We start from the raw sequence: 25,047 nt of genomic DNA, 5'->3' as shown, positions 1-25,047 counted from the left end.
TCGGGGCCGCGTCGGAGCTCGGGAGGTAGCGGATGCCCGGGTACGGGTGGCTGTACTCGGTGCCTGCCGCGGTGACTCCCACGGCCTCGCCGGTGGCGATCACGGTCAGCCACTCGTCGACGTTGGCGACGTCGCAGGTGCGAGGCCGGTGGTCCGGCGGCCACAGCGCGGTGCTGGTGGTCGAAGCCGTCGTGCACAGGGCGACCGGCCGGTCCGCGAGGTCGCCCAGCTCGACGGATTCCGCGGTGGCCAGCGCGTCGTCGGCCGCGACTGCGGCCAGGCGGCGTTCCCGGAAGAGCGGGAGCGCGTGGAACTCCGGGCCGACCGGTGGCCGGGTTCGCAGGAATGCGACGTCGATCTCCGCCCGGCGCAGCGCGGCTTCCGGGTCGTCGCGGCGGTAGGCCCGGGCAGGGGTGTCCGGATGCTCATCGCGCCACTCCTGGAGCAGCGGGATCGTGAACGCACCGAGCGTCGCCCAGGCGAAACCGACGCGCAGCGGGCGGGGCCCTGCCTTGGCCTCGGTCAGGGCGTCGTCCAGCTGGTTCAGCAGCCGGTGGGACCGCTCCCACAACCGATGTCCTGCTTCGGTGAGCGCGAGGTGGCGGGTCGTGCGGTCGACGAGGCGGACGCCGAGCCTGCTCTCCAGCTGTTCGAGGGTGCGCGACAGCGCGGGTTGGGTCACGTGGAGGACCGCCGCGGCGCCGGTGATGGTGCCTTCGTCCCCGATCGCGGCCAGGGCTCTGAGGTGCCGCAACTCCACATTCATGACCGCTGATTATGAACCCCTCCCGAAGAGCATTTCCCTCCCGCCGGACGCGGCCATAGCGTCGATCGCATGCGAATTCTCCTCATCGGGGCGGCGGGCAGGCTCGGAACCGCGGTCGGCGGAGCGCTGGCCGACCGCGGCCACGACGTGCTCGCCGTCGGGCGCACCAGCGGCGACCTGCGCTTCGACATCGCCGACCCAGCCCAGATCACCGAGCTGTACGAGCGGGTCGGGAAGGTGGACGCGGTGGCCAGCGCGGCGGGCGATGTGCCGTACAAGCCGGTCGCCGACATGACGCCCGACGACTACGAGTCCGCGTTCCGCGGCAAGGTGCTCAGCCAGGTCGAACTCGTCCGCCAGGGGCTCGCGAACGTCGCCGAGCGGGGCTCGTTCACGCTCGTCACCGGCGTGCTGTCGCGGGAGCCGATTCCGACCGGCAGCGCCGCGTCGATGGCCAACGGGGCGCTGGACGCCTTCGTGCGCGCTGCGGCGATCGAGATCGCTCCGCAGCGCATCAACGCGGTCAGCGCGACGGTCTTCACCGAAAGCCTCGAGGAGTACGGCGACTTCTTCCCCGGCATCCGCCCGGTCGACGTCGCCGACGTCGCCCAGGCCTACGTCCGCTCCGTCGAAGGCGGCCAAACCGGCCAGGTGTACACCCTCGACTGATCTCCGGACGCGGAACAGTCCACATCGGAGCGCGGAGATCCCTGCGGGCCAGGCCTCCTCGAAGGCCTGGTCCGCAGGCGTCGGCTTTCACCAGGAGCTGGACGGCTGTCCCAGCGATCAGGCCGAGTTGTTCGCGTGCTGCTCGTCCAGCCGGCGGAGTTCGCGGACGCTGTCGGCGAGGGTTCGGTCGCCGAGGGAGGCGAGCACCGCTTCTTCCGCTTCGGCGGTGAGCGCGGCGAAGTAGTCGCTCGCGTGCGCGCTGACCAGGCAGGCATCCTGCTCACCGGCCGGCGAGCAGGCCCACAGGGGTTTGTCGCCGACCGCGCAGCGGTAGATCTCCGCCAACGTGATGGTCTCCGCGGGCCTGCCCAACCTCGCTCCTCCGGCGCGGCCCTTCGCGCACACGACGAGTCCGGCGTTGACCAGCGGGACCAGGAGCTTGCGGACCAGGCTCGGGTTGGTGTTCAGATTGCGGGCCAGCTGGGCCGAGCTCTGCGCGGTGGCCTCGTCCGCGTCGGAGAGCGCGAGGAGCAGCATCACCTTCAGCGCACGGGAGAACCGGATGTCCAACACGGTCTCCACCTCCGCCCCCAGATCGGCACCGATCCTACCGGGCCAAGAATAGCAACTCTCACAGTTGCACTTGACCTCGCGAACTGTACTCTTGACTTGAACATTTTCCTCGGCGCAGGAGACCGTCACAGTGAGCACCCGCGCAGCTCAGCTGCTGTCCCGCCCGTTCACGCTGGGGTCGGCGACGCTGCCGAACCGCATCGTCATGGCCCCGATGACCCGCCAGCACTCCCCGGGCGGCATCCCCGGCGAGGACGTGGCCGCCTACTACGCCCGCCGCGCCGCAGCAGGCACCGGCCTGATCATCACCGAGGGAACCACCGTCGATCACCCGTCCGCCGGGTTCAGCGACGGCGTCCCCCGCTTCCACGGCGAGGAGCAGCTCGCCGGCTGGTCCCGAGTTGTGCAGGCGGTGCACGCGCAGGGCGGCAAGATCATGCCCCAGCTCTGGCACGTCGGCATCCAGCGCCCGGCCGGGGCCCCGCCGTTCACCTCGGCGCCCTCCGTCGGGCCGTCCGGGATCGCGCTGGACGGCACGCCCGGCGCCGGCGCGGCGATGACCCTCACCGACATCGACGACGTCGTCCGCGCTTTCGCCGACGCCGCGCAGGCTGCCGAGCGCATCGGCTTCGACGGCGTGGAGCTGCACGGCGCGCACGGCTACCTCATCGACCAGTTCCTGTGGGAGCGCACCAACCAGCGCACCGACGCCTACAGCGGTGATCCGGTCTCCCGCACCAAGTTCGCCGCGGACGTCGTGGCCGCCATCCGGGAGAAGGTCGCCCCGGACTTCCCCGTCGTGCTGCGCTTCTCCCAGTGGAAGTCCGACAACTACGACGTCCGCCTGGCCGAGGACCCCGGCGAGTTGGAAGCCGTGCTCACCCCGCTGGCGGATGCCGGCGTCGACGCCTTCCACGCCTCCGGCCGCCGCTACTGGCAGCCGGAGTTCCCCGACTCCGGTTCCGAGCTCAACATCGCGGGCTGGACGAAGAAGGTCACCGGCAAGCCGGTCATCACCGTCGGCTCGGTCGGCCTGAACAAGGTCTTCGAACCGGGCTCGCTCACCGGGGCGGGCGCGGCCGTGGACAACGTGGACCGGCTCCTCGACCGCCTGGAGCAGGACGAGTTCGACCTCGTCGCGGTCGGCCGCGGCCTCCTCGCCGACCCCGAGTGGGCGGACAAGGTCCTCAACGACCGCTTGGCCGACCTCACCCCGTACAGCAAGGCCGCGATCGAAACCCTGCACTGACCCGATGGCCGGCCCACATCACGCCACTGACCCACCAGGTCCAGCGGCGCGATGTGGGCCTTGCGGCTCGTTCCACAGGCGCCCGGGTGAGAGCTCGACATCGAGCTCCGGATCGCTGAAACCGCCGGTGCGGCACCACAATCCCGTCTCGGGATCGCAGTAGTACCCGTCCCGCCGCAACGGGATCACCGCGAGACCGCCTCCGTTCGCGCTGGGATCGTGCGCGACGATGGCGCCCTTGATGTCGAGCAGCTCCCTCGGCGCGCCTTCCAGATCGGCGATGACGGCGAACAGCCGCTCGTCCGCCCACCTGCGGGAATCGCTGCGGATCGGGGATCGGTCGGAATGCGTCAGGACTTCTCCGGTACCGGGCTTGTACTCCCACGCCGTTGCCCGGAGGTCGCCCAGCGCGGGCCCGTTGGGCCGCCGGTCGGTGTGCGCCTGCTCAGCCAGCACGGCTCCGTCCCACGAGAACTCGACCTGCTCGGCAACGCCGCGTCCGTCCGGAGTCATCCGCTGCTTGGCGACCCGACGGCCGAGCGCGTCGTAGCGGTACTGCCAGCGGGTCCCGTCAGGCGTCGTCACCCCGACCAGCCTTCCTTCGTCATCCCAGGCGTAGCGCCAGGTGCCGCGAGGATCCCGGCTGAGCACGCGGCGTCCTCGGTCGTCGTGCTCGACTTGCCGAGGCCTGCTGCCAGGAGCGCTGGTCTGCGGGAAGATTCCACCTGAGCTCCCGACCGAACCGTCGTACGCGAGACCGCCTTCCCCCAGCGGTTCTGCGTTCCCCACGGCCTCGCGACGGTGCTGCTGGTCACCGATCACCTGCGCTGTCGCTCGACCGCGGACGTCGCGTTCCCAGGTCAGCACGACTTCGCCACCGAGCGTGCGCTGGAGCTCCCGCCCCGCGGCGTCGTGGACGAACCGCAACGTGCGCCCCGCAGTGCGCATCGCGACTGGCCGATCAGCGGCGTCGTACACCCAAGTGCTCTCCGCGTTCGACGGAGTTCGGCGACGGACACGTCGGCCCAGGGCGTCGTAGGCCGAGGTCACGGAACGGCCGTTGGTCGTGTCGGTCAGGAGCCGGCCGACTCGGTCGTAGCTGAACCCGGTCTGGGTGTCGCCGTCCATGGCAGCGACGAGCCGACCGACCGCGTCGTAGTTGAAGGTCGCGATGGCCTCACCGCAGCGCCGTTCGATCACGTTGCCCTGCACGTCGCGGACCAGACGCAGCTCGACGCCGCCGGGCAGCAACCCTCCTACGAGCTGCCCAGCCGCGTCGTAGCGGTAGGCGTTCACGCGGCCGTCCTCGTCGGTCTCGCGCGCCAGGAGACCGCGGGGGTCGTATTCGTACCGACGGGTCGAACCAGGTCCCCGAACAGCTTGGACCAGGCGCATCTCGGTGTCGTAGGTGCATTCGACCTGACCACCGTCCGGCTGGGCCACCGTGACGAGTCGGCCGGACTGTCCACTCGCGACGGAGCCGGACCGCAGCCGGCCGATCGAGGTGGCCCCGTTCCGCTCGACGTGCTCAACTGCTCCGTCGGGAGCCGTCTCACCACGGGTGTGGTGCGCCACCCCGGTCGGGTCCGTCATCACCGACACCTGTCCGAAGGCATCGCGCTCGTAGCACGTCACATTGCCGAGCGCATCGGTCACGGCGATCGGCAGTCCGGCAGCATTCAGCGTGAAGCTGCGCGTTTTGCCGAGCGCATCGGTGATAGCGGTGACGTGCCCGCGGTCGTTGCGGGTGTACGTCGTGGCCGCGCCCATGGCGTCGACCTCGCGGATCAGGTTTCCGCACTCGTCGTAAGACCACCGGTGCACAGCGCCATCGGGGCGGACGACTCCGGTGACCAGTCCTCGTTCGTCGTACTGCCAGCTGGTGCGGGCTCCGTCGGGACGGATGGTGGAGGTCCGGTTTCCCGCTTCGTCGTAGGTGTGCCGGGTGGTGCGGCCCAGCGGGTCCGTCGTGGATCGCAGGTACCCGCGCGGGTCGTGGTCGAAGGTCGATTCGGCGCCGAGCGGGTCGACCACGCTCTCCACTCGTCCATCGACGTTGATTCCGTACGCCGTGCTGAACCCCGCTGAGTCAGTGACTCGCCTGCGCCGGCCCTGGTATTCGATGTCGCCGTTGAGGATCCCATCGACGCCGGTCGTGCGGACGCAGCGTCCCGCTTCGTCGTAGGTGTAGCGGAACCAGTCCCCGCTGCGGTCGGTGATTCCCGAGATCCGGTCGCCGTCGTGCTCGAAAGTCAGCTGCGAACCGTCCGGCCCCGCCACTGCGACCAATCGGCCCTCGTCGTAGGTGTAGGTCTTCAGCAGGTCGTCGTGTTCCGATCCGCACAGGTGCACCGCCGTGACCAGGCCATCCACCGTGTCGAACCGGAGCCGGTAGCCACCGCTGTGCTGCACCGCGATCGGCGCGCCGGCTTCGTCCCGGAGGAACTCGATCTGATTCCCGCTGCGATCGATGATCGCGGTGAGCAGCCGTTCATCGCCGGTCGAACCGAAGTGGAGGGTCAGCTGACCGTCGGCGATGGTGAAGGCGCCGTCTTCCGCGAGGGCGAGCTGGCGCCCGCCGCCGCGCACGGGCCGCACCGACGTTCCAGCCTCCGGAATCGGGAAATCGACGATGGTGGTGTCCTCGGCGATGAAGCGAACCGTCTCGTGATCGATGATCAACCGCTGGTCCACAGTGGAGGCCCAACCGGCGCCGAACGCCCTGCCCGACTGGTAGGAGGACACATGCGTTCGCCGGAGGACCAGTGGCAGGAACCCCGCGAGCTCGGCGTCGACGTGCTCCACGACGACCCGACCGCTGGCGACGTCAACCCCGTTTCGCACCAGCGTCATCGCCGATGGCGCGCGGTCGTGCTCCGCCGCATCGCCGGTCGGGTACCGCGGGATGGTGATCTGCAATCTCGCGCCATCTGGCAGCGCAGCGGCCTGTTCCGCGATCGGCCCGCGGATCCGCATGCATTCGGCGGCGTCCTTGGCGGTCAGGTTCGCGTAGTCGTAACCACCGCCGAGCACGAAGAACCGCCGCGGAATCAAGCGCTGATCGGGCGGCAGTGCCCCGTTCTCGTCCTGCCAACGTGTCGCGAAGGTGCGGCACCCGTTCTGGTCGGGATCGCTCAGCAACCAACGCGCCCAGTCCTCAAGGGACGATCCGAGCTCCGTGATGCGCGCGGTCTCCGGATCGAAGGTCACGACGCTGCGACGGTCCTGCACGGCGAACTGCACGCCGAACAGGTCCTGGCCGAAGCAGAAGAGCCCGTCGGCCAGACCGCCGTAGGCATCCTTCCAAGTGCGGCTCCGGTTCCACCCGCCCAGCTCGGGGCCGATACCGGGATCTCCGGCACGAAAAACCTGAACACCGGCGTTGAACGCGAAAAAGCCGTTCCGCAGGCTCAGCAAGGCGGCCAACTCGACCAGCGGGCCTTCCTCCGCATCCAGTTCGACTTCCCTGGCCAACCCGGCCGGGCCACGCGAGCGGTCGAGCAGCAACTCCAGCGCCGACGTCATGCCACTCCGGGGATCTGCGAGATGTCCACCTGCCGGAACACCGCCTCCCGGATCTCCGGCGTCACAGCCGGACGAAGCCGAGGTTGGATCACCAGGTTGGTGGGAACGACGTCCCACACCTCGAACGGATGCCAATCGGGAACGACGTGCAGGATCAAGTCGCTGGCCAGCTCTACCTCGCCGTCCTCAACCATGTGCCCCGCCATCCAGGTAGCTTCCGCCCACCTGGTGGGGAACTCACCAGATTCGTCCAACAGCCTTCGCGCCACCGGATACTGACGACAGTGGTGGGCACCGCTGTACAGCCGGAACCGCTCGGCGTCGTCCAAGCTGCCCAGATCCCGCTCGGACAACGCCTGCGGGATCCTCTTCAACGGCTTCGATGGGTAGACCCACTCGAATCCCCCGAAAAGTCCTACGGCGTCATAAGGACGGCCATAGTTCTCCGCTAGCCATCCAAGATGTTTACCCAGCACGGTGTCATCGGGAATGACGTCAAGCAAACCAGCAAGGAATCCAACTGGATCAAGCCCGTCCACAACCGATCCAACCACCAGAGCCTCATCGAAAGGGACTCTCTGCACGAACAACTCGCCCGGGCAGGCCGCGAAGTCCCTGATGGTCACCTCAGCAAGACGCCGCGCATCCGAACCCCGGTCGTACCACCACAGCAACTCGATAGCCGCTGCAGCAGCAGGCCAAACCAGATCGGCCGACCGGTCACGCCTCGCAGCCACCTCGAGCAGCCGATCCAGCTCCGTCACCAACCGACCTCACTCCTCAGCCAACCATGATCTTGACCCTGTCACCGTTCTCCAAACCCCTCATTTGATTCCCCATCGACGAGCCAGCTCCTCGGTTGTCACTCGCCGGGATGTACTTCACGCTGGCTCCGTTCCCGCCCTCCGCGAAGACGGCAGGAGGGTATTCGTCCCGGTCAAGTCCTTCCTTCCCCCTACCTGGAATGCCACGAAGAGCTTCCCTGCGGTTGATATCGGCGCCGGCTCGCTCAATCGTGAGCTCGGAAGGCTTCGGCTCTGAAGGCACTTTCCGTCGTCCATCCGATAACAGACCGTCTTGTGCCTCTTCGATGTGCTGGGCCGATTCGGGGTAGCGGTCCTCGTCGACGATGACGTACTGGGGAAGATCGGCCTCTTCGGGCTCGGCGCCCAGGGCGGTGGCGTATTCGTCGGCCTTCTCCCGCAGGTGCTCCGCGCTCGTGCGGGCGTCTTCGGCTACCTGCTGGCCGTAGTCGTGGGTGGTCTCGACGAACTCTTCACCGCGCCGGTCCCCCATCTCGTTGATCACGTCGCCGTAGAGCTCGAGCGTCTCGTTGCCGAGCAGCTCGCCGGCGCCGCTGACCGCGCCACCCAGGACATCGCCGCCGACGTCGCTGGCCCACCCGCCGAGCAGGCCGGCGCCTTCGATGGCCAGCCCGCCGACCGCGCCTATCGCCTGGTCGACGTCCGCAGCCTTGTTCAGGCCGTAGTGGACGATGTTTCCCGGTATGTCCCCGACAGTTTCGGCGAAGTCCTCCAGCGCATCACCGATCTGCTCCAGCAGGGACGGTTCTTCCGGCGCGGGTTGCTGAGCCCGGATCAGCGCAGCAGCCGCCAGGTCTCCACTCGTGCTGACCTCGCCGCGCGCGGCTTGCAAGACCGCGCTCGCCTGCTCGCGCATCGGCGCTCCGGGGTCGGAGAACGGTTCGGCTGCAGCTCCTCCAGCTGCAGCCTGCACCGCTTGCCGATGGTGCTGTTCGGCCTGCTTGGTCGCAGCTTCGCCCTGCTCCCAGAGGCGAATCGCTTCCGCCGCTTCCCCCTGGGCCCGTTGCAAGCAGTCGGCGTACTCGCCGATCGCTTCCGCGGCGGCGTTGAACGCGTCACCGCTGGCGATCCAGCGGGTCGGCTCGCCGTCGAAGTAGTCGTGGAACCGATCGGCAGCTTCGCCCGTCCACCCTCCGGTGTCGAGGTCCTGCAGGCCTTCCCCGATGCGCACCAGGTTCTCGCCATAAGCGAGGAGGCTTTGCCGGGAGGCCCTGATCTGGTCGGCATCACCGGGGACCAACGCCTTCGGGTCGGTCGTCGCGCCGAGCTCAGACATCGCGGGGAGCAGCGCCGAACGCGTCGAGGATCGCTTGCAGGTCCCGCATCACCTGCTGGTCCACTTCGAGGTAGTTGCCCGCGGTGTCGATCAATCGCCGGGACAGCTCGTTGCCGTCCTCGGTGAGGTAACCGAGTCCGAGTCGCCATCGGTCGGTGAACGACGCGTAGGCCTCGGACAGCGTTCCGTGCCCCAGCGCGTCCGGTGCGCAGTCGATGTTGTCGCCCCGGACCTCGTCCATCATGGCCAGCAGGTCGGCCAACCCGAGGCCGGCGTCCTTGAGCGCGTCGATGTCGACGGAGAACCCGTCCGCGGCCACCTGCTGCCTCCCCCGACCGAAGCACTTACGAGGCGGCAGCCTACGGAACGTGCGTTTTCGGGAGGGCAGAACCTGCCAGGTTCACCCGTTCAGCCCATATCGCCCCTCGTCGGGTCTCCCGACTTGGGGCTCTCGAGGACAAATCGGAGTCCTATGTGGACAGCCCTGGTGCGACTCCGCAGCGAGGTCAGTCGTCGTCCCACTTCTCGTCTTCGGCGTCCGCGCGGCGGGTTCTCTCTGCTGCTATTTCCAAGGCCCTTCGGGCTGTTTCCTCATCGGGGTACGGGCCGAGGAGGTCGGCGGCGCGAGCTCGGTCGTGGTGCTCGACCTGGTGGGTGCGCAGGTTGAAGTACCAGCCCGGGTCCGGGTTCGGGTCTTCGGTCATGGTTGCTCCTCGGCGGGTTCAGCTGGCCAGTTCGATGGCTGCTTCGGGGCTGTGCAGCTGGAAGGCGAAGCTCTCCTCCAGGTACAGCTCGATCGACGTCGCGTCGTGGCCGAGGTAGCCGATCGACAGGTCGCGGCCGAGGACCAGTTCGCTGTCACCGCCGCGGGTCGACACCAGCATGCCCCCGTCCAGGGCCGGTGACCACAGGACGTCGCCACCGACGACGCGTGAAAGCTCCTCGACCGCGAGCCGTCCGCCGACCACCGCACCGCTGACCGCGGTGTGCAGGTCCGGGCTCAGCAGCAACGCGCAGGGACCGCCGACCCCCGCCGAGCGCAGCGCCGTCCGTGCTTGCGCCACCGCTTCCGGGATGGCCGAGACGTCCGATGGCAGGGCGATGACCTCGTGGGACGAGCCGCTGCGCAGACCGTCGGTGCCGGCGGACGGCAAGCCGTCGAAGATGGCGCTGTCCTCGGCCAGGGCGATCTGCTGCGCGGCGATGACCGCAGGTGACCAGTCGGCGTCCTGAGCTCCTCGCTCCACCGAATCGACCGCTTCGCGCGAGACCCGGAACGGCATCCGCAGTTCGACGACCGGCCGGGCCGCGCGGACCCGCATCTGCACGCCTGCCGCCGCGGTGGTGGGCTCGCCGAGGTGACCGGTGCCCACCGCGGCCAGACCGGGGCCCTTCGGGTCCGGCACGTCCACGACCCGGCGGGCGCCGGCGTTGAGCACGAACACCTCGCGGACCTGGTCCTCCAGCTCCTGCCAGGCCGCCTCCGAGATCGGGGCCAGCTCGCGGTGCAGGTTGTTCATGGCTGTCGTCCCTTCAGGCTGCCGATCCGCAACGACGCATCGGCCTCGGCCGCGCGTCCCAGTTCCGGCGGGGGTGGCTGGTCGTCGAGGAAGTCCGCGGTGGGCACGATGAACAGCGATCCGGTCATCGCCGTCGAGAAGTCCAGGATCCGGTCGTGGCTCGCCTCGCCGGTGCCGGTGAACATCCGCTCCAGCATCAGCTCGATCACCGCCGGATCGTTGGCGTAGCCGATGAAGTAGGTGCCGAACTCGCCGTCGCCGAGGGTGCCGAACGGCATGTTGTCGCGCACGATCTGCCGCTCGGTGCCGTCCGCCTCGGTGATCGTGTTGACCGCGACGTGCGAGTCCGGCGGTTTGACGTCGTCGTCCAGCTCGATGTCGTCGAGCTTCGTGCGGCCGATGATCCGCTCCTGCTCCTCGACCGGCAGCGCATTCCAGGACTCCGTGTCGTGCAAGTACTTCTGCACGATCACGTAGCTGGCGCCCTCGAACGGAGCGTCCTGCTCGGCGGTGACCGTCACCGCTCTGCGCGCCGCGTTGCCCTCCGGGTTCTCCGTGCCGTCGACGAAGCCGAGCAGGTCGCGCTGGTCCCAGTACTTGAAGCCGTGCACCTCGTCGACCACCGAGACCGCGCTGCCCAGCCGGGTCAGGATCTGCGTGGCGAGCTCGAAGCACAGGAACATCTGCCGGGCCCGGATGTGCAGCAGGACGTCGCCCGGGGTGGACACCGCCCGGTGGCGCGGTCCGGCGTACTCGGGCAGCACGTGCAGATCGGCCGGGCGAGGTCCGGAGTACAGGCGGTCCCAGGCCGTCGAGCCGATGCCCGCCACGCAGGCCAGGCCGCCTTCGGGGTAGCGGAAGCCCACCGCGCGCTGCAGTCCGGCCAGGTCTCCGAGCAGATCCCGCACCGCTGGTTCGCCGCCGCCGTTGATCGTCAGCACCAGGAAGATCGCCGAGCCGGTCAGCGGGGTCAGCACCGGTTGCGGTTCCGGTCGATCATCAGGCGGGTTCGCCACGCCGGTCCTCCAGAACGTCGTCGCACCGCACGCACGTGGTCGCGATTCACCGGAACCAGCGTCGTTCCGGATCTCCGCGGCAGAGCATGCAGGACTCCTAGACGGTCGGCAACAGCACGTCGCGACCTCTGGAGTTGATTTTGGCGCGCGGCAGCGCACGCCGTCCAAGACGCGGTTCCGACCGCTCGATAGGCGGTGCCGATCTCAGCTGGGACGAGGACCGCTGCTCAGCGCATCGCCGATGGGGGTGTTCCGCGCGATCTGGACCAGCGCGCGCGTCAGGACCGAACCGGGCTCCACAGCGCTGGTGACGAGGGCGATCTCCGCGGTGACCGACGGGTCGCGCAGCTCCAGCACGCGGGCGCCGGGTGGTGGCCGCAGGGTCCTGATCCAGGTCTGCGGGACGATGCTCGCCCACCGCCCGGTGCCGACGTGCGCGAGCAGCGCCACCACTGAGTCGGCCTCCAGCTGCGGGGTGACCGCCAGGTCCTGGGCGGCCAGCGCGTCGTCGATCAGCTGGCGCCCGCGCATCCCCCTGGTGAGCAAGCACATCGGCAGTTCCAGCGCGTCGGCCCAGCTGATGGCCTCCGACCGGCCGGTGAGCAGCTCGCTGCTGGCGATGAGCACGTGCTGCTCCTCGTACAGCGGGGTAATAACGAGGTCGCCGGTGTTCAGCCCGTAGGGGTAGATGACGCCCGCGTCCAGCTCGAACCGGCGGATCCGGTCGACGATCTCCGACGACCGCAGGCTCGTCTCCAACTGCACGCGCACCAGCGGGTGCTCGGCGCAGAAGGGGTCGGTCAGCAGCGCGACCGTGCTCGCCGCCGCGGGGATCACGCCCAGCCGGAGCTCGCCGGTGAGACCGGTCTGCAGCGCCGTGACCTCCTGCTTGAGCGCATCGTGGTCGGCCAGGATGCGCCGCGCCCACAGCACCAGCCGCTCGCCTTCGGGGGTGAGGCCTTCGAAGCTGCGCCCGCGCCGGACCAGCGGCACCTTCAGCTCCTGCTCGAGCTTCCTGATGGCCTCCGACAGCGCGGGCTGCGAGACGTAGCAGGCGGCCGCGGCGCGCGCGAAGTGCCGCTCGCGGGCGAGCGCCACGAAGTACTCGAGCTGGCGGAAGAGCATGCCCCATTCGACCACGCCCGCTCTCCGCCGTCCGACAGCCGCACCGCGATCGAGCTCGGCTGATAAGCGCGGCCTACCGGATCGTCGACGTTTCCGCTTGGACCTGACCCCCGAGCACCGACCAGACTCACCGGCAGGAGGTGGGCACCGACCGCGGCAACGACGCCGTCCGCTGGTGCCGCGGACGACGATCGGAGGTTCCCTTGCTGCGGGCTCAGCTCCGGTCGCTCGCCCGGCTCGGCCCGGCCGAGGACGACCACCGGCACGCGTGCCGGGTCGCCGTCGGGCTGTTCGGCCCCGGGCTCGTCCTGCTCGCGGCCGGACGCCCCGATCTGATCATCTACGCCGCGTTCGGGTCCTTCACCGGCATGTACGGCCGGGCCGAGCCCCACCGGCTCCGCCTCGTGCACCAGGCCCAGGCCGGCGGTGTGCTGCTCAGCGGTGTGGGCACGGGCGTCCTGCTCTCCCACTCGCACGCTCCCCCGTGGGTCCTGGTGGTGACCCAGATCGGGTGCGCTTCGGTGTGGTCGCTGGTGTCGGACCGGCTCGGGCTCAGACCGGCCGGCCCGTTCTTCGGCATCTTCGCGCTGGGTGCCACCGCGTCGGTTCCCGCCGACCGGGTCGCCCCCTGGGCGGCCATCTCGATCTGCGCCGCGACCGTGCTCTTCTGCCTGCTCGTCAGCTCGGCGGGCGCGATCCGCTCCCGCGAGCGCTTCACCGGGCGCCAGGTCGAGCGCGGGCCCGGCTCGCTGGTCCACGCCGGCCGCTACGCGGTGGCTGTCTCCGCGGCGGGCGCGGGTGGGCTGGTCCTCGGGGTCGATCACGCGAACTGGGCCACGGCCTCCGCCGCCGTTCCGCTGGCGGTGATCGGCGTGCGGGATCGGCTGGCCCCCGGGATCCGGGACGTCACCCACCGCGGGATCCACCGCGTGCTGGGCACCCTCGCGGGACTCTCTCGGTCACCGCTGCGCTGCTGCTCCCCCACCTGTCCAACGTCCTGCTCGCCGTGTTCGTGATGGCCCTGCTGTTCCCCACCGAGCTCTTCATGGCCCGCCACTACGGGCTCGCGCTGGGCTTCTTCACCCCGCTGATCATGCTCATGACCGCTCTCGCCGCCCCGGCCGATCCGCTGGCGCTGCTCCGGGACCGCGCGATCGACACGCTGATCGGTGTCAGCGCCGGGATCGCGGCGGCGATCGTCGTCCGCAAGCGTCAGCCCGCGTCCAGCGGGGGTTGTCCTGCGTCGTAGATGAGCACCCCGCGCTCCCGGACCACGCGTGCTTCCGGGCTCGGGCGGTGCGGTCGCACCTTCCCGTCGTGCATCAGGTGGCCGACCTCCACCCCGCGCACCAGGGTCAGGAAATCGGCGATCATCTTGCGGTGGCAGCGCCACCACAACGACTCGGCGCACATCACCGCGTTCAGCTCCGCGGCCGCGTGGGCGAGCAGTTCGTCGATGCCGGCCTTGAACTCGGCGGAGCGCATGTGCTCGGCGTAGCCGCGGAACGCCTGGTTGCGCAATGCGGTGTCGGGGCCGTCCGGGTGCGCTCGGCGCCATCCACCGAGCCGCGATTCCCAGCGGTAGCCGATGTCCGCCTCGGGCAACCAGTGCGACATCGCCGCGCGGGTGGCGTCGGGGTTGTGGCGGCTGCCGGGTGCGGTGCGCACGTCGACCAACTGCCGGACATCGGCGCCGCGCAGCAACTCGGTCATCGTCGCCGCGCTGGCCGTGCCGTGGCCGAAGGTCAACACCCGCATCGGCGCGGTGCCGCTCGCTGATCCGTCCACTTCGGACTCCGGGCGGTCATGCCCGGTCTCCCGGGAATTCCAGGGAGAGGACCTGCGCCCGCACCTCCCCGTCCGGCGTCTGGTAGCTGATGGTGTCCCCAGCGCGGTGACCGGCCAGCGCCAGGCCCAGCGGGCTGTCGGTGGTCACCGCGACTTCGTGCTGACCGGACGCGATCTCCTCGGTGATCGCCACCGCCCGCACCGCCTGCTCGGTGCCGTCGTCGAACCGGAGGGTGGCCGTGGTGCCGTCCGGTACCTGCCCGGGAGCCCGCCCCGGGCCACCGGCGAGCAGGTCGGTCACCCTGCTGATCCGCTCGTCGATCGCGGCCAGGTCTTCCCCCCGACTCCAGGGCGTTGGCCTCGTCGGCGCGATCGCCGACGTCGCTCTCCTGGTCGCGCACCTCGGCGACCAGCGCTCGGCGTCGTTGCCGCAAGTCCGCCAGTTCCGCTTCCAGCTGGTCGCGGGCCTGCTCCGGCAACTGCCCACCGGGGTTCTCGACGCTCATCCCGACTCCTCCTCGAACCTGGTCGCGCTCCCGACATCCTGCGGGGTCCGCAGCCCCGAACGCAGCGCGTAGGACGCGGTCACCAGCTCGGCGAGCGACCGCGGATCGCTCAGCGGCCGACCGGTGAGCTCGTGGATCCGGCGCAACCGGTACCGGACGGTGTTGGGGTGGCAGTGCAGCGCACGAGCGGCGCTAGCGGTGGATCCGCCGTTGTCGAAGACGGCGTGCAAGGTGTCCAGGAGTCCGTCGCGATCGTCCGCTGGGAGGTCCAGCAGTCCACCGAGGACGTCCTCCGCGAGCCGCCGGCCCTCCTCGGGATCGCTGGCGACGAGCGCGGCCAGCGGGCTCGAGCTGAACACCCGCACACCGGCCTTCCCCGGTGGTAGCCCGGCCAGCGCCACCCGGGCGAAGTGCAGGGCGCGCGGCGCGTCGGCCAGCCGCTGGAAGAGCGGGCTCACCCCGGTGCGGGCGGAGGCGAGCTCGCGCAGGACCCGCAGCAAGGTGTCGTGCTGGTCCTCGCGCAGGGACGCGATGCCCGCTTGCACCGCCGGGGTGAGCTGCCAGGCCGACACGATGCCCAGCTCTGCCAGGGACCGCTCGACACCGACCAAGCTCTCCTCGGCCAGGGTTCGGGTCTCGGCGACGACGACCGCCAAGTTCGCGTCCGGGGCCAGGCCGAGCAGCTTTCCGGCTTCCCACGGGCCGTTCGGTACCGGTTGACCGGTGAGCAGCGCTTCGACCAGCGCCGAACGCCGCCGCTGCTGGGCGACCAGCAGTTCGGCGGTCGCGGCCCGGTACGCCTCGGTGAGCGCCAGCGCGTGCTCGTCGGTCAGCTCCCAGAGCCTGCTCGCTGCGTCGAGGAGCGCGTCCAGCGTCCCCGCTCGATCGTCGCGACGGGCGCGCGCGACGAGCAGGTCCCACAGCATCGCGTAGCCGATCCGGTAGACGCGCAGCACTTCCGGTAGCGGAGCCCCCTGGTGCGCGCGGGTCCTGCCGGTCTCCCGCGGCGCGTCCAGCTGGTCCGGTGCCAGCTGCTGCCCGACGAGCGCCCCGAGCATGAACCGCAGGTTCAGATCCACCGATCGGCACAGATCGGCAGCGGGGACGACGTCGTTCCCGCGGTACAGGTCGATGCGCTCGCGGACCGCCGCGCACACCTCGTCGATCAGTTCGGGGAGCTGCGCCTCGGCCCAACCGGCGAGCTCGTCGAGACCTTCACCCCTCACCGGGCGGACCACCTCGTTCTCGCTCGTGGGCGCGGTACGTGCGTTCCGGCCGAGGTCCGGTCTACTGGGGACTTCCGGAGCCGTCAAGGCCGACGCCCCACCGTTCCCGCAGGTTGTGCCCGGCACCAACATTTTCTGGAGCCGGGCACAACCGGCCTGGTGCCGACGGCGCCGCGGCCTCGTCTCGTTTGCCACCTCCCGGCCCCGGTGGTGGGATGCAGAGGTCGAGCGCAGGACGGCAGGAGCGTGGGATGAACGAGCACCAGGGCGCAGCGCGACCGGGCGACGGGGAGTCGCCGGAGTTCCGGCCCTACCACCACCCCGCCGCCGGGTGGGGCGCCGCCAAGAGCGTGACCGAGTTCCTGGTCCGCGAGCGCGAGCTGGTGACCGGGCCGCGCGCCATCATGCGCATGAACCACGAGAACGGCGGTTTCGACTGCCCGGGGTGCGCTTGGCCGGACGACACCAAGGGCCTGCACCTGGACATCTGCGAGAACGGCATCAAGCACGTCACCTGGGAGATGACCCGCAAGCGGGTCGGCAGGGAGTTCTTCGCCGCGCACACCGTCACCGAGCTGTCCGGGTGGAGCGACTTCGAGCTCGAGGACCAGGGCCGGCTGACCGAGCCCATGCGCTACGACCCGGACACCGACCGCTACGTGCCGATCTCCTGGCGGGACGCCTTCGCCCTCTTCGGCCGCGCGATGGCCGACCTCGACACCCCCGACCAGGCGTCCTTCTACACGTCCGGGCGCCTGGGCAACGAGGCGACCTTCCTCTACCAGCTGATGGCCCGGGAGTTCGGCACGAACAACCTGCCGGACTGCTCGAACATGTGCCACGAAGCCAGCGGCCGCGCCCTGCAGGCCGCGCTGGGCACCGGGAAGGGAACGGTCGACCTCAAGGACTGGGAGATGACCGACGCCCTGTTCATCCTCGGCGTCAACGCGGCGTCCAACGCTCCGCGGATGCTCACCTCGCTCGCCGAGGCCTACCGCAGGGGCGCGCAGATCGTGCACATCAACCCGCTGGTGGAGGCTGCCGCCACGCGCACGATCATCCCGCACGACTTCGCCCGCATGGCCACGTTCAAGTCCACCCGCACCAGCACCCTGAACGTCCAGCCGCGCATCGGCGGTGACATGGCGCTGGTCCGCGGCATGGCCAAGGCCGTGCTGGAGGAGGCGCGCACCAACCCGAAGGCGATCGACGCCGAGTTCGTCGAGCGCCACACCACCGGGTTCGACGAGTACCGCGCGCTGTGCGAAGCCACCGACTGGGCGGAGATCGAGCGCCAGTCCGGCGTCAGCCGCGCGGACATCGCCGCGGCGGCCCGCGTCTACAGCGAAGCCCACCGGAGCATCTTCAGCTGGTGCCTGGGCGTCACCCAGCACGAGCACGGCGTCGACACCGTCCGCGAGATCGTCAACCTGTTGCTGCTGCGCGGGAACCTCGGTCGGGAGGGCGCCGGACCGTCCCCGGTGCGCGGGCACAGCAACGTGCAGGGCAACCGGACCTGCGGCATCGACCACCGCCCGACCGAGGAGTTCCTGGACCGGCTCGCCGACGTCTGCGGGATCGAACCGCCCCGCGCGCACGGGCTGGACACGATCGGCACGATCGAGGCCATGCACCGGGGCGAGGTGAAGGTGTTCGTCGGCATGGGCGGCAACTTCGCCCTCGCCGCACCGGACACCCCCCACACGTTCGCCGCGCTGCAGAAGTGCGAGCTGACCGTGCAGGTCAGCACCAAGCTCAACCGCAGCCACCTGGTGCACGGCCGCCAGGCGCTGATCCTGCCCTGCCTCGGCCGCACCGAGAAGGACAACCAGCTGGGCGGGCTGCAGGAGACCTCCGTCGAGGACTCGATGAGCATGGTCCACCTGTCGCGCGGGATGAAGCGCCCCGCCTCACCGCACCTGCTCTCGGAACCGGCCATCATCGCCGGTCTGGCCCAAGCGGCGCTGCCGAACAGCTCGACCCCGTGGTCCCGCTACGTCGAGGACTACGACCGGATCCGCGACACCATGGCGCAGGTCCTCGACGGGTTCGAGGACTTCAACCGCCGGGTGCGGCTGCCGCTGGGATTCCGCATCCGGCAACCCGCCCGCGAACTGGTCTTCCACACCCCGTCCGGACGCGCGGAGTTCTCCACCGCGGCCCTGCCCGACGTCGTCCCGGACCCCGGGGTCCTGGCGCTGGGGACGATGCGCTCGCACGACCAGTGGAACACCACGATCTACTCCGACGACGACCGCTACCGCGGCATCAAGAACCTGCGCACGCTGATCTTCATGAACGCCGAGGACATGCGCGACCGGGGCATCGGCCAGTTCGACGCCGTCGACATCACCAGCACGGCCCGCGACGGCAGCACCCGGGCGCTGCGGCAGTACAAGGCGGTCCCCTACGACATCCCGCGCGGTTGCGCCGCCGGGTACATGCCCGAGATGAACGTCCTGTGCGCGATCGGCGACTACAGCACCCAGAGCGACCAGCCGATCATGAAGCACGTGAAGGTCACCGTCGAGCGGTCGGCCTGACTACCACGGGCGCGGTGCTTCGAGGACCTCGACGGTCGAGCCGGCGGGAAGGCCGCCGGGCGGGACCACGGCGAGGCCGTCCGAAAGCGCCAGCCCGCGCAACATCGCGGGACCGTCGAACGGCACGGCGGTTGCGGCGTTCTCGTGGAGCACCACCGGCAGCAGCCTGGTGCTGGTCGGATGTCCAGGCAGCTCTGCGGCGGTGGAGCACCGGCGGGACATCTCGTCGCGGCCGTTGAGGCGGCTCAGCAGCGGGTGGACCAAGGTCGCCGTTCCGGCGACGGCTGCCAGCGGATTGCCCGGCAGCCCCACGAGCCACCGGCTCCGCCCGTCCGCCGCCGGGAGTTCGGCGAGCAGCATGGGATGGCCGGGCCGCACGGCAACGGAGTCGACCAGGAGCCGCGCGCCGAGGTCGGCCAGCGCCCGGTGCACGAAGTCGACCGGACCGGCCGCGGTGCCGCCGGTGGTGATCACGACGTCGGCGGGTGAGCCGCTGATCGCGGCGCGCAGCAGCTCGAAGTCGTCGGCGATCCGGCGGCTGCCGATCAGCTCGCCATCGCAGCGCAACCAGGGATCCAGCAGTGGGGTCAGCGCGTCGCGGACGCGGCCGTCGCGGGGCAGGCCGGAGTCGAGCAGCTCGTCCCCCAGCACCAGCAGCTCCACCTCCGGGCGGCGGTGGACCGCGATCTGGTCGTACCCGGCGGCCGCGGCCAAGCCCAGCACAGCGGGCGTCGCGGTGGCGCCTGCCGCGATCAGCGGTTGTCCCTCGCGGCACTCCTGACCTCGCGGCCGGATGTCGCGACCCGCGGTCAGCCGGCTCGGCGCTCGGTCCAGCAGGACGCCGCCCGACGGATCGACCTGCCCGTGTTCGCGGCGCAGCACTGCCGTCGCACCTGGTGGGAGCTGCGCACCGGTGGCGATGCTCAACGCAGTGCCGGTGGCGAGCAGTTCGGCACGTCCACCCGCCAGCACTTCTCCGCGGCGCAGCCGCCACGGTCCCGGCCCCGCCACCGCCCAACCGTCCATTGCGGACGTGTCGAACGCGGGCAGGTCGGTGCGGGCCACCAGCGGTTCGGCCAGGACGTGGCCGAGCGCGTCGGGGATGTCCCTCGCAACGGGGGGAAGTGCGCGTCCGGCCGCACTGCGAGCTGCGCTCCGCGCCTGTTCCCAGGTCTGCACCGGCGGGGCGTGACTTCCCGCCGCGCTCGACGTGTCGCTGGTGCGTGTTGCCAGGGCCATCGGATTCCTCGCGCCGGGTCGTTGGTCGTGGTGGCGCGCTCCACAGAGGACTCGGTCAGCGCAGATCCACTCGCCACCAGCTTCCGCCCGGCTGGGCGCCTGGTCAAACGGGTTCTCCGACCCGCTGATAGGCAACGCCTCTCACCTGCGCATCCAGCGTGATGCTGGACACGCGGTGGCCGCTGCGCGCCGTTCGGTCGTCGGTAGATAACCAGCGCCTATCAAGTGATCGAGACCGCTTCTTTGACTTCTCCGGGGCGGAGGCAAAACGTGGGACGAGCGATGGCTCGCCGACTGCGCAAGCCGGTGCGCGGAGGACGAAGGGTGACGACAGCATGCGCGAGATCGACGGTTCCAGCGAGGAAGAGCTCTCGGTCACCCCGCCCAAGACCTGGGCCGCCGGCGTGCCCGCGGTGGCGCACGCGCTGGAGTACTCGCTCGAGCAGACCTCGCCGCGGCGCACGATGCTGACGCTGCTGAACGTCAACCAGGCCAAGGGGATCGACTGCCCCGGCTGCGCGTGGCCCGAACCGGGCCCGAAGCAGCGGCATCTCAACGAGTACTGCGAGAACGGCGCCAAGCACATCAACGACGAGGCGACCACGCGCCGGGTCACCGCCGAGTTCTTCCGCGAGCACCCCATCTCCGAGCTGGCCGAGAAGTCCGACCAGTGGCTCAACCACCGGGGCAGGCTCACCGAACCCGTGGTCAAGCGCCCCGGCTCGGACCACTACGAGCCGATCGGCTGGGACGCCGCGCTCGAGCTGCTGGCCACCGAGCTGAAAGCGCTCGACTCCCCGAACGAAGCCCTGTTCTACACCTCCGGGCGGCTCAACAACGAGGCCGCGTTCCTGCTCCAGCTGTTCGCGCGGGCCTTCGGCACCAACAACCTGCCCGACTGCTCGAACATGTGCCACGAGTCGAGCGGTTCGGCCATGCAGGAGGCTCTGGGCGTCGGCAAGGGCACCGTGAGCCTCGACGACATCCACGAATCCGACCTGGTCCTCGTCGTCGGCCAGAACCCCGGCACGAACCACCCGCGGATGCTGTCCGCCCTCGAGGAGACCAAGCGCAACGGCGGCCAGGTCGTGGCCGTCAACCCGCTGCCCGAGGCCGGGCTGTTCCGGTTCAAGAACCCGCAGAAGGTGCGCGGGGTCATCGGCCGCGGAACCGCCATCGCCGACCAGTTCCTGCAGATCCGGCCCGGCGGCGACCTCGCGCTGTTCAAGGCGCTGAACCGGTTGCTGCTCGAGGCCGAGGACGCCGCCCCGGCCACCGTGCTCGACCACGATTACATCCGGGCCAACACCAGCGGTTTCGCGGAGTTCGCCGAGCACGCCAGGGACATCTCGTGGGACGAGGTGCGCACCGCCACCGGGCTGACCCGCGAGGAGATCGAGGAGCTCCGCGACCGGGTGCTGGCCAGCAAGAGCGTCATCGTCTGCTGGGCGATGGGGTTGACGCAGCAGAAGCACGGCGTGCCCACCATCCGCGAGGTCATCAACTTCCTGCTGCTGCGCGGGAACTTCGGCAAGCCCGGCGCGGGCGCCTGCCCGGTGCGCGGGCACAGCAACGTGCAGGGCGACCGGACGATGGGCGTCTGGGAGCGGATGCCGCAGTCCTTCCTGGACGCGCTGGAGCGCGAGTTCGGGTTCACCCCGCCGACCGAGCACGGTTGGGACTCGGTGGATTCCATCCGGGCCATGCGCGAAGGCCGCGCCAAGTTCTTCCTCGGCGTCGCCGGGAACTTCGTGCGGGCCGCGCCGGACAGCGACATCACCGAGCAGGCGATGCGCCGCTGCCGGTTGACCGCGCACATCTCGACCAAGCTGAACCGCTCGCACACCGTGTGCGGCGAAACGGCCCTGATCCTGCCGACGCTCGGGCGCAGCGACCGCGACGTCCAGGCCGGCGGCGAGCAGTTCATCACCGTCGAGGACTCGATGAGCTCCGTGCACGCCTCCCGCGGTCGCCTGGAGCCCGCCTCGGACGTGCTGCTCAGCGAGGTCGCGATCATCAGCAGGCTCGCCCGCCGGACCTTGGGGACCGAACCCGACATCCCGTGGGAGGAGTTCGAGGCCGACTACAGCGCGATCCGGGACCGGATCTCGCGGGTGGTGCCGGGGTTCGAGGACTTCAACGCGCGGGTGGTCGAGCCGGGCGGATTCGTGCTGCCGAACCCGGTGAACAGCGGCGTGTTCGCCACCGCCAGCGGCAAGGCGATGTTCACCGGCAACGAGCTGGAGATGCTGACCGCTCCCCCGGGACATCTGGTGCTGCAGTCGCTCCGCTCGCACGACCAGTGGAACACCATCCCGTACGCCCCGAACGACCGGTACCGGGGGATCCACAACGCCCGCCGGGTCGTGCTGGTCAACCCCGCCGATCTGGAGGACTTGGGCTTCGCCGACCGGGCCGAGGTGGACCTGGTCAGCGTGTGGCACGACGGGGTGGAGCGGCGGGCGCGCAGCTTCCGGGTGGTCGGCTACCCGACGACGCGCGGTTCCGCCGCCGCGTACTACCCGGAGACCAACGTGCTGGTGCCGCTGGACAGCGTGGCCGACATCAGCAACACACCCACCTCGAAGGGGATCGTGGTCCGGCTGGAGCCCGCCACGGCCTGACCGCGGCCTGCACGGGAAGGACGAGCTCATGGGACGGGTCACCGCACGGCGGCGTGTTCTGCGCATCCGCGACGGGGTGCCGTCGCACCGGCCGGACACGCTCGCGGTGGAGGAGCCGCTGGAGATCCGGGTCGGGGGACGCCCGCTGACCATCACCATGCGGACCCCGGGGAACGACTTCGACCTCGCGGTCGGGTTCCTGGTCAGCGAAGGCGTCATCCACGCGGCCGAGGACGTGCTCGCGATCCGCTACTGCGCGGGCGCCACCTCCGACGGCAGCAACACCTACAACGTCGTCGACGTCGCCCTGGCTCCTGGCGTGCCGCTCCCCGATGCTTCGCTGGAGCGCAACTTCTACACCACGTCCTCGTGCGGGTTGTGCGGCAAGGCCAGCTTGGACGCGGTGCGCACCACGACGACCTGGACGATCGACGAGGATTCGCCCCGCGTCGACCTGGAGACGTTGACGGCCCTCCCAGACCGGTTGCGGGAAGCGCAGCGGGTGTTCGACAGCACCGGCGGGCTGCACGCCGCGGGGTTGTTCACCGCGGATGGCCAGCTCAGCTGCCTGCGCGAGGACGTCGGACGGCACAACGCGGTGGACAAGGTGATCGGCGAGGCGCTGCGCGCGGATCGGCTGCCGTTGCGGGATTCGATCCTGATGGTCTCCGGCCGCGCCTCCTTCGAACTGGTGCAGAAAGCCGTGATGGCGGGCATTCCGATGCTGGCCGCGGTGTCCGCTCCGTCGTCGCTGGCGGTCGACCTCGCGGAGGAGTCCGGGCTGACGTTGGTCGGTTTCCTGCGCGGCACGTCCATGAACGTCTACACCGGAGCCGAGCGGGTGCGCGCGGAACTCGTGGCCGACCTGCTCCGATAGGCGCGGTTTATCGGCGGAGCGGAAACGCCGCTTTGCCCCGGTCCGCCGTTGCGGCGGAGAATTCGATCCAGTTGCAGATCCTGCGTTGCGCACCGAGGAGTTCGTCAACCGGAATCCGTTGCCGGGAACGACTTCCGGGCCTCGCAGCGCGGGTGGAGGCGGGAGGTGGGCCATGCCTGCTTGGCGGGTGCGCGATTTCCACGACGACGACCTGGACCAGGCGATCCGCATCTGGGACCAGAGCCGGGAGACCGGGGAACCGGTCTTCTCCGCCGCCGAGGTGGTGTCGATCGCGCGGGCCGGCCATCCCGCCGTGGTCGCGGTGGTGCAGCAAGAAGTCGTCGGCATGGCCGTGGCCAAGGTGGAAGGCGATCGGGCCTGGCTGGCCCTGTTCGCGCTCGACGCCAGGTGGCGCAACCGCGGCATCGGCAGCGCGCTGCTGGCCGAGCTGGAGAAGAAGCTGCGCAGCATCGGAGCGCACCGCATCACCAGCCTGGTGCCCGAGGGGGCTGCGGGCTTCCGGGCGATGGTGAACTCCGGTTACCGCCCGCGCACCGACCTGACCTACTTCGAGAAGGTCGAGGAGCTGGACCCGGCCGACTTCGACGTGCTCGAGCACCTCGGCGGCATGCTCCTGCCACCCGGCAGGTGGGCTGCGCTGGCCGGCATGCAGCGGGAGAAGGACGTCATCGAGCGCCGCGTCGTGCTGCCGATCTCGCACACCGACCAGGCCGAGCGCCACGGGGTGCTCCCGCCCAAGGCGATCGTGCTGTTCGGCCCGCCGGGCACCGGCAAGACGAGCTTCGCCAAGGCGATCGCCTCCCGGCTGAACTGGCCGTTCGTGGAGCTGTTCCCGTCCCGGCTGGCCGCGTCCTCCCCCGACGGCCTGGCGACCTCCCTGCGAGAGGTGTTCGCCGAGCTGGAAGAGCTCGACGACCTGGTCCTGTTCATCGACGAGGTCGAGGAGATCGCCGGTACCCGCACCACCCCGGCGGCAGGCCCGGCGCACGGCGTGACCAACGAGCTGCTGAAGCTGATCCCCGGCTTCCGGGAGCACGACCACCGCCTGCTCGTCTGCGCGACCAACTCGGTGAGCTCCCTGGACCCGGCGTTCCTGCGCCCGGGCCGGTTCGACTACATCATCCCGGTCGGCCCGCCGGATCCACCGGCCCGGCGCGCGATCTGGTCGCGCTACCTCGGCCCGGCCCGCGACAACGTCGACCTGGACGTGCTGGTGGAGCGGACGGAACTGTTCACGCCCGCCGACATCGAGTTCGCCGCCCGCCAAGGAGCCCAGGCCGCTTTCGAACGCGACGTCCTGCACGAAGACCGCGAACTGGCGACCACGGACGAATACCTGAAAGCGATCGCGGACACCCGGCCCACCCTCACCTCGGGAGCCATCGCGGACTTCGAGCAGGACATCGAGGCCTACACCCGCCTTTAGCCCAAGGCCGTGAAGTTTGGGCTTCGGGGCTGATGTCAAGGGGTGATCTTGGCTTGGTGGGTCGCTGAGAAGAAGGCAGCGGAGCTCCGGTAGAACGGCTTGTCATCTTCCGTGAAGAGGTCGATGACCGCAGGGTTGCCAGCGTCCGCCATGCGGAAGTAGTTGATAACAATCTCTTCGCGACGCTTCTGAATATCGCTGGTGGCGTTCACTTTTCCTCCTGGTACGTGGTGTGTGTGGTGCACTCTCGCGCT

The 25,047-nt window shown here is 70.0% G+C and carries 23 protein-coding genes; 8 read left to right on the top strand and 15 right to left on the bottom strand.

The window, feature by feature from the left end:
• Positions 1 to 766 (bottom strand): LysR family transcriptional regulator (locus tag OU415_RS23730; RefSeq protein ID WP_270951326.1); only part of this gene is annotated, 766 nt, incomplete at its 3' end.
• Between the two features lie 69 nt (positions 767 to 835).
• Here OU415_RS23730 and OU415_RS23725 point away from each other — a divergent pair.
• Positions 836 to 1,435 (top strand): short chain dehydrogenase, encoded by a 600-nt coding sequence (locus OU415_RS23725; protein ID WP_270951324.1) that lies wholly within the window; start codon positions 836 to 838, stop codon positions 1,433 to 1,435.
• Between the two features lie 117 nt (positions 1,436 to 1,552).
• On the opposite strand, the gene OU415_RS23720 is transcribed toward OU415_RS23725, so the two are convergent.
• The gene (locus tag OU415_RS23720) at positions 1,553 to 2,008 is read right to left on the bottom strand and encodes an RrF2 family transcriptional regulator (protein WP_270951323.1); all 456 of its coding nucleotides are present in this window, start codon (positions 2,006 to 2,008) and stop codon (positions 1,553 to 1,555) included.
• A gap of 130 nt (positions 2,009 to 2,138) precedes the next feature.
• Here OU415_RS23720 and OU415_RS23715 point away from each other — a divergent pair, with 130 nt between their 5' ends.
• Entirely contained in the window at positions 2,139 to 3,257 is a 1,119-nt protein-coding gene (locus OU415_RS23715; RefSeq protein ID WP_270951322.1) for an NADH:flavin oxidoreductase, read from the top strand.
• An 18-nt stretch (positions 3,258 to 3,275) separates the two neighbouring features.
• Here OU415_RS23715 and OU415_RS23710 read toward each other — a convergent pair whose 3' ends face one another.
• The 8 genes from OU415_RS23710 to OU415_RS23675 form a co-directional block, all read right to left on the bottom strand.
• The gene (locus tag OU415_RS23710; RefSeq protein WP_270951321.1) at positions 3,276 to 6,782 is read right to left on the bottom strand and encodes a DUF6531 domain-containing protein; all 3,507 of its coding nucleotides are present in this window, start codon (positions 6,780 to 6,782) and stop codon (positions 3,276 to 3,278) included.
• Complete coding sequence (locus OU415_RS23705) at positions 6,779 to 7,546, bottom strand: hypothetical protein (RefSeq protein WP_270951320.1); 768 nt, start codon at positions 7,544 to 7,546, stop codon at positions 6,779 to 6,781. The genes OU415_RS23710 and OU415_RS23705 overlap by 4 nt, the downstream gene beginning before the upstream one ends.
• Before the next feature lie 16 nt (positions 7,547 to 7,562).
• Positions 7,563 to 8,882: a putative T7SS-secreted protein gene (locus OU415_RS23700; protein ID WP_270951318.1), complete on the bottom strand. Its 1,320-nt coding sequence runs from the start codon at positions 8,880 to 8,882 to the stop codon at positions 7,563 to 7,565.
• Positions 8,875 to 9,201 (bottom strand): hypothetical protein, encoded by a 327-nt coding sequence (locus OU415_RS23695; protein WP_270951315.1) that lies wholly within the window; start codon positions 9,199 to 9,201, stop codon positions 8,875 to 8,877. The genes OU415_RS23700 and OU415_RS23695 overlap by 8 nt, the downstream gene beginning before the upstream one ends.
• 187 nt (positions 9,202 to 9,388) lie before the next feature.
• Positions 9,389 to 9,586 carry a hypothetical protein gene (locus OU415_RS23690; RefSeq protein ID WP_270951313.1) on the bottom strand — a complete coding sequence of 66 codons (198 nt, stop codon included), beginning with the start codon at positions 9,584 to 9,586 and terminating at the stop codon, positions 9,389 to 9,391.
• 18 nt (positions 9,587 to 9,604) lie between these two features.
• Positions 9,605 to 10,402, bottom strand: a complete 798-nt coding sequence (locus OU415_RS23685; RefSeq protein ID WP_270951312.1) for a family 1 encapsulin nanocompartment shell protein — start codon at positions 10,400 to 10,402, stop codon at positions 9,605 to 9,607.
• Positions 10,399 to 11,418 carry a Dyp-type peroxidase gene (locus OU415_RS23680; protein WP_270951311.1) on the bottom strand — a complete coding sequence of 340 codons (1,020 nt, stop codon included), beginning with the start codon at positions 11,416 to 11,418 and terminating at the stop codon, positions 10,399 to 10,401. Before OU415_RS23680 ends, OU415_RS23685 begins: the two co-directional genes overlap by 4 nt.
• A gap of 204 nt (positions 11,419 to 11,622) precedes the next feature.
• Positions 11,623 to 12,558, bottom strand: coding sequence for a LysR family transcriptional regulator (locus OU415_RS23675; RefSeq protein ID WP_270951309.1), 936 nt, complete (start codon positions 12,556 to 12,558; stop codon positions 11,623 to 11,625).
• Between the two features lie 125 nt (positions 12,559 to 12,683).
• Between OU415_RS23675 and OU415_RS23670 the strand changes: the two genes are divergently transcribed.
• Together OU415_RS23670 and OU415_RS23665 are read left to right on the top strand one after the other, a co-directional pair.
• Positions 12,684 to 13,559 (top strand): hypothetical protein, encoded by an 876-nt coding sequence (locus tag OU415_RS23670; protein ID WP_270951308.1) that lies wholly within the window; start codon positions 12,684 to 12,686, stop codon positions 13,557 to 13,559.
• Positions 13,559 to 13,792, top strand: a complete 234-nt coding sequence (locus OU415_RS23665; RefSeq protein ID WP_270951330.1) for an FUSC family protein — start codon at positions 13,559 to 13,561, stop codon at positions 13,790 to 13,792. Before OU415_RS23670 ends, OU415_RS23665 begins: the two co-directional genes overlap by 1 nt.
• Here OU415_RS23665 and OU415_RS23660 read toward each other — a convergent pair.
• The 3 genes from OU415_RS23660 to OU415_RS23650 are packed head-to-tail and all read right to left on the bottom strand — an operon-like array spanning position 13,756 to position 16,063.
• Positions 13,756 to 14,331 carry a DUF488 domain-containing protein gene (locus OU415_RS23660; protein WP_270951306.1) on the bottom strand — a complete coding sequence of 192 codons (576 nt, stop codon included), beginning with the start codon at positions 14,329 to 14,331 and terminating at the stop codon, positions 13,756 to 13,758. The two genes, OU415_RS23665 and OU415_RS23660, sit on opposite strands and share 37 nt — an antisense overlap.
• A gap of 16 nt (positions 14,332 to 14,347) precedes the next feature.
• A complete protein-coding gene (locus tag OU415_RS23655; RefSeq protein WP_270951304.1) occupies positions 14,348 to 14,818 on the bottom strand; it encodes a GreA/GreB family elongation factor in 471 nt (156 codons plus the stop codon).
• A gap of 15 nt (positions 14,819 to 14,833) precedes the next feature.
• Positions 14,834 to 16,063, bottom strand: coding sequence for a PucR family transcriptional regulator (locus tag OU415_RS23650; RefSeq protein ID WP_270951302.1), 1,230 nt, complete (start codon positions 16,061 to 16,063; stop codon positions 14,834 to 14,836).
• A gap of 251 nt (positions 16,064 to 16,314) precedes the next feature.
• On the opposite strand from OU415_RS23650, the gene OU415_RS23645 reads away from it, so the two are divergent.
• Positions 16,315 to 18,606, top strand: coding sequence for an FdhF/YdeP family oxidoreductase (locus OU415_RS23645; RefSeq protein WP_270951301.1), 2,292 nt, complete (start codon positions 16,315 to 16,317; stop codon positions 18,604 to 18,606).
• Here the strand turns inward: OU415_RS23645 and OU415_RS23640 are convergent, their stop codons facing one another.
• On the bottom strand, positions 18,607 to 19,845 hold the full coding sequence (locus tag OU415_RS23640) for a molybdopterin molybdotransferase MoeA (RefSeq protein ID WP_270951299.1): 1,239 nt from the start codon (positions 19,843 to 19,845) through the stop codon (positions 18,607 to 18,609).
• Between the two features lie 335 nt (positions 19,846 to 20,180).
• Between OU415_RS23640 and OU415_RS23635 the strand changes: the two genes are divergently transcribed.
• From OU415_RS23635 to OU415_RS23625, 3 genes are all read left to right on the top strand, one after another.
• On the top strand, positions 20,181 to 22,469 hold the full coding sequence (locus OU415_RS23635; RefSeq protein WP_270951297.1) for an FdhF/YdeP family oxidoreductase: 2,289 nt from the start codon (positions 20,181 to 20,183) through the stop codon (positions 22,467 to 22,469).
• A gap of 28 nt (positions 22,470 to 22,497) precedes the next feature.
• Positions 22,498 to 23,346: a formate dehydrogenase accessory sulfurtransferase FdhD gene (gene fdhD / locus OU415_RS23630; protein WP_270951295.1), complete on the top strand. Its 849-nt coding sequence runs from the start codon at positions 22,498 to 22,500 to the stop codon at positions 23,344 to 23,346.
• Between the two features lie 172 nt (positions 23,347 to 23,518).
• Positions 23,519 to 24,793 (top strand): ATP-binding protein, encoded by a 1,275-nt coding sequence (locus OU415_RS23625; protein ID WP_270951293.1) that lies wholly within the window; start codon positions 23,519 to 23,521, stop codon positions 24,791 to 24,793.
• Positions 24,794 to 24,828: 35 nt separating this feature from the next.
• Here OU415_RS23625 and OU415_RS23620 read toward each other — a convergent pair whose 3' ends face one another.
• Positions 24,829 to 25,005, bottom strand: a complete 177-nt coding sequence (locus OU415_RS23620) for a hypothetical protein (RefSeq protein ID WP_270951291.1) — start codon at positions 25,003 to 25,005, stop codon at positions 24,829 to 24,831.
• Between the last annotated feature and the right edge of the window lie 42 nt (positions 25,006 to 25,047).

The sequence above is a fragment of the Saccharopolyspora oryzae genome (genome assembly GCF_027853915.1).
In the GTDB taxonomy this organism is placed as follows: domain Bacteria; phylum Actinomycetota; class Actinomycetes; order Mycobacteriales; family Pseudonocardiaceae; genus Saccharopolyspora; species Saccharopolyspora oryzae.
The sequence above is the reverse complement of the archived record's forward strand: the minus strand, read 5'-3'. Positions and strand labels throughout refer to the sequence as shown.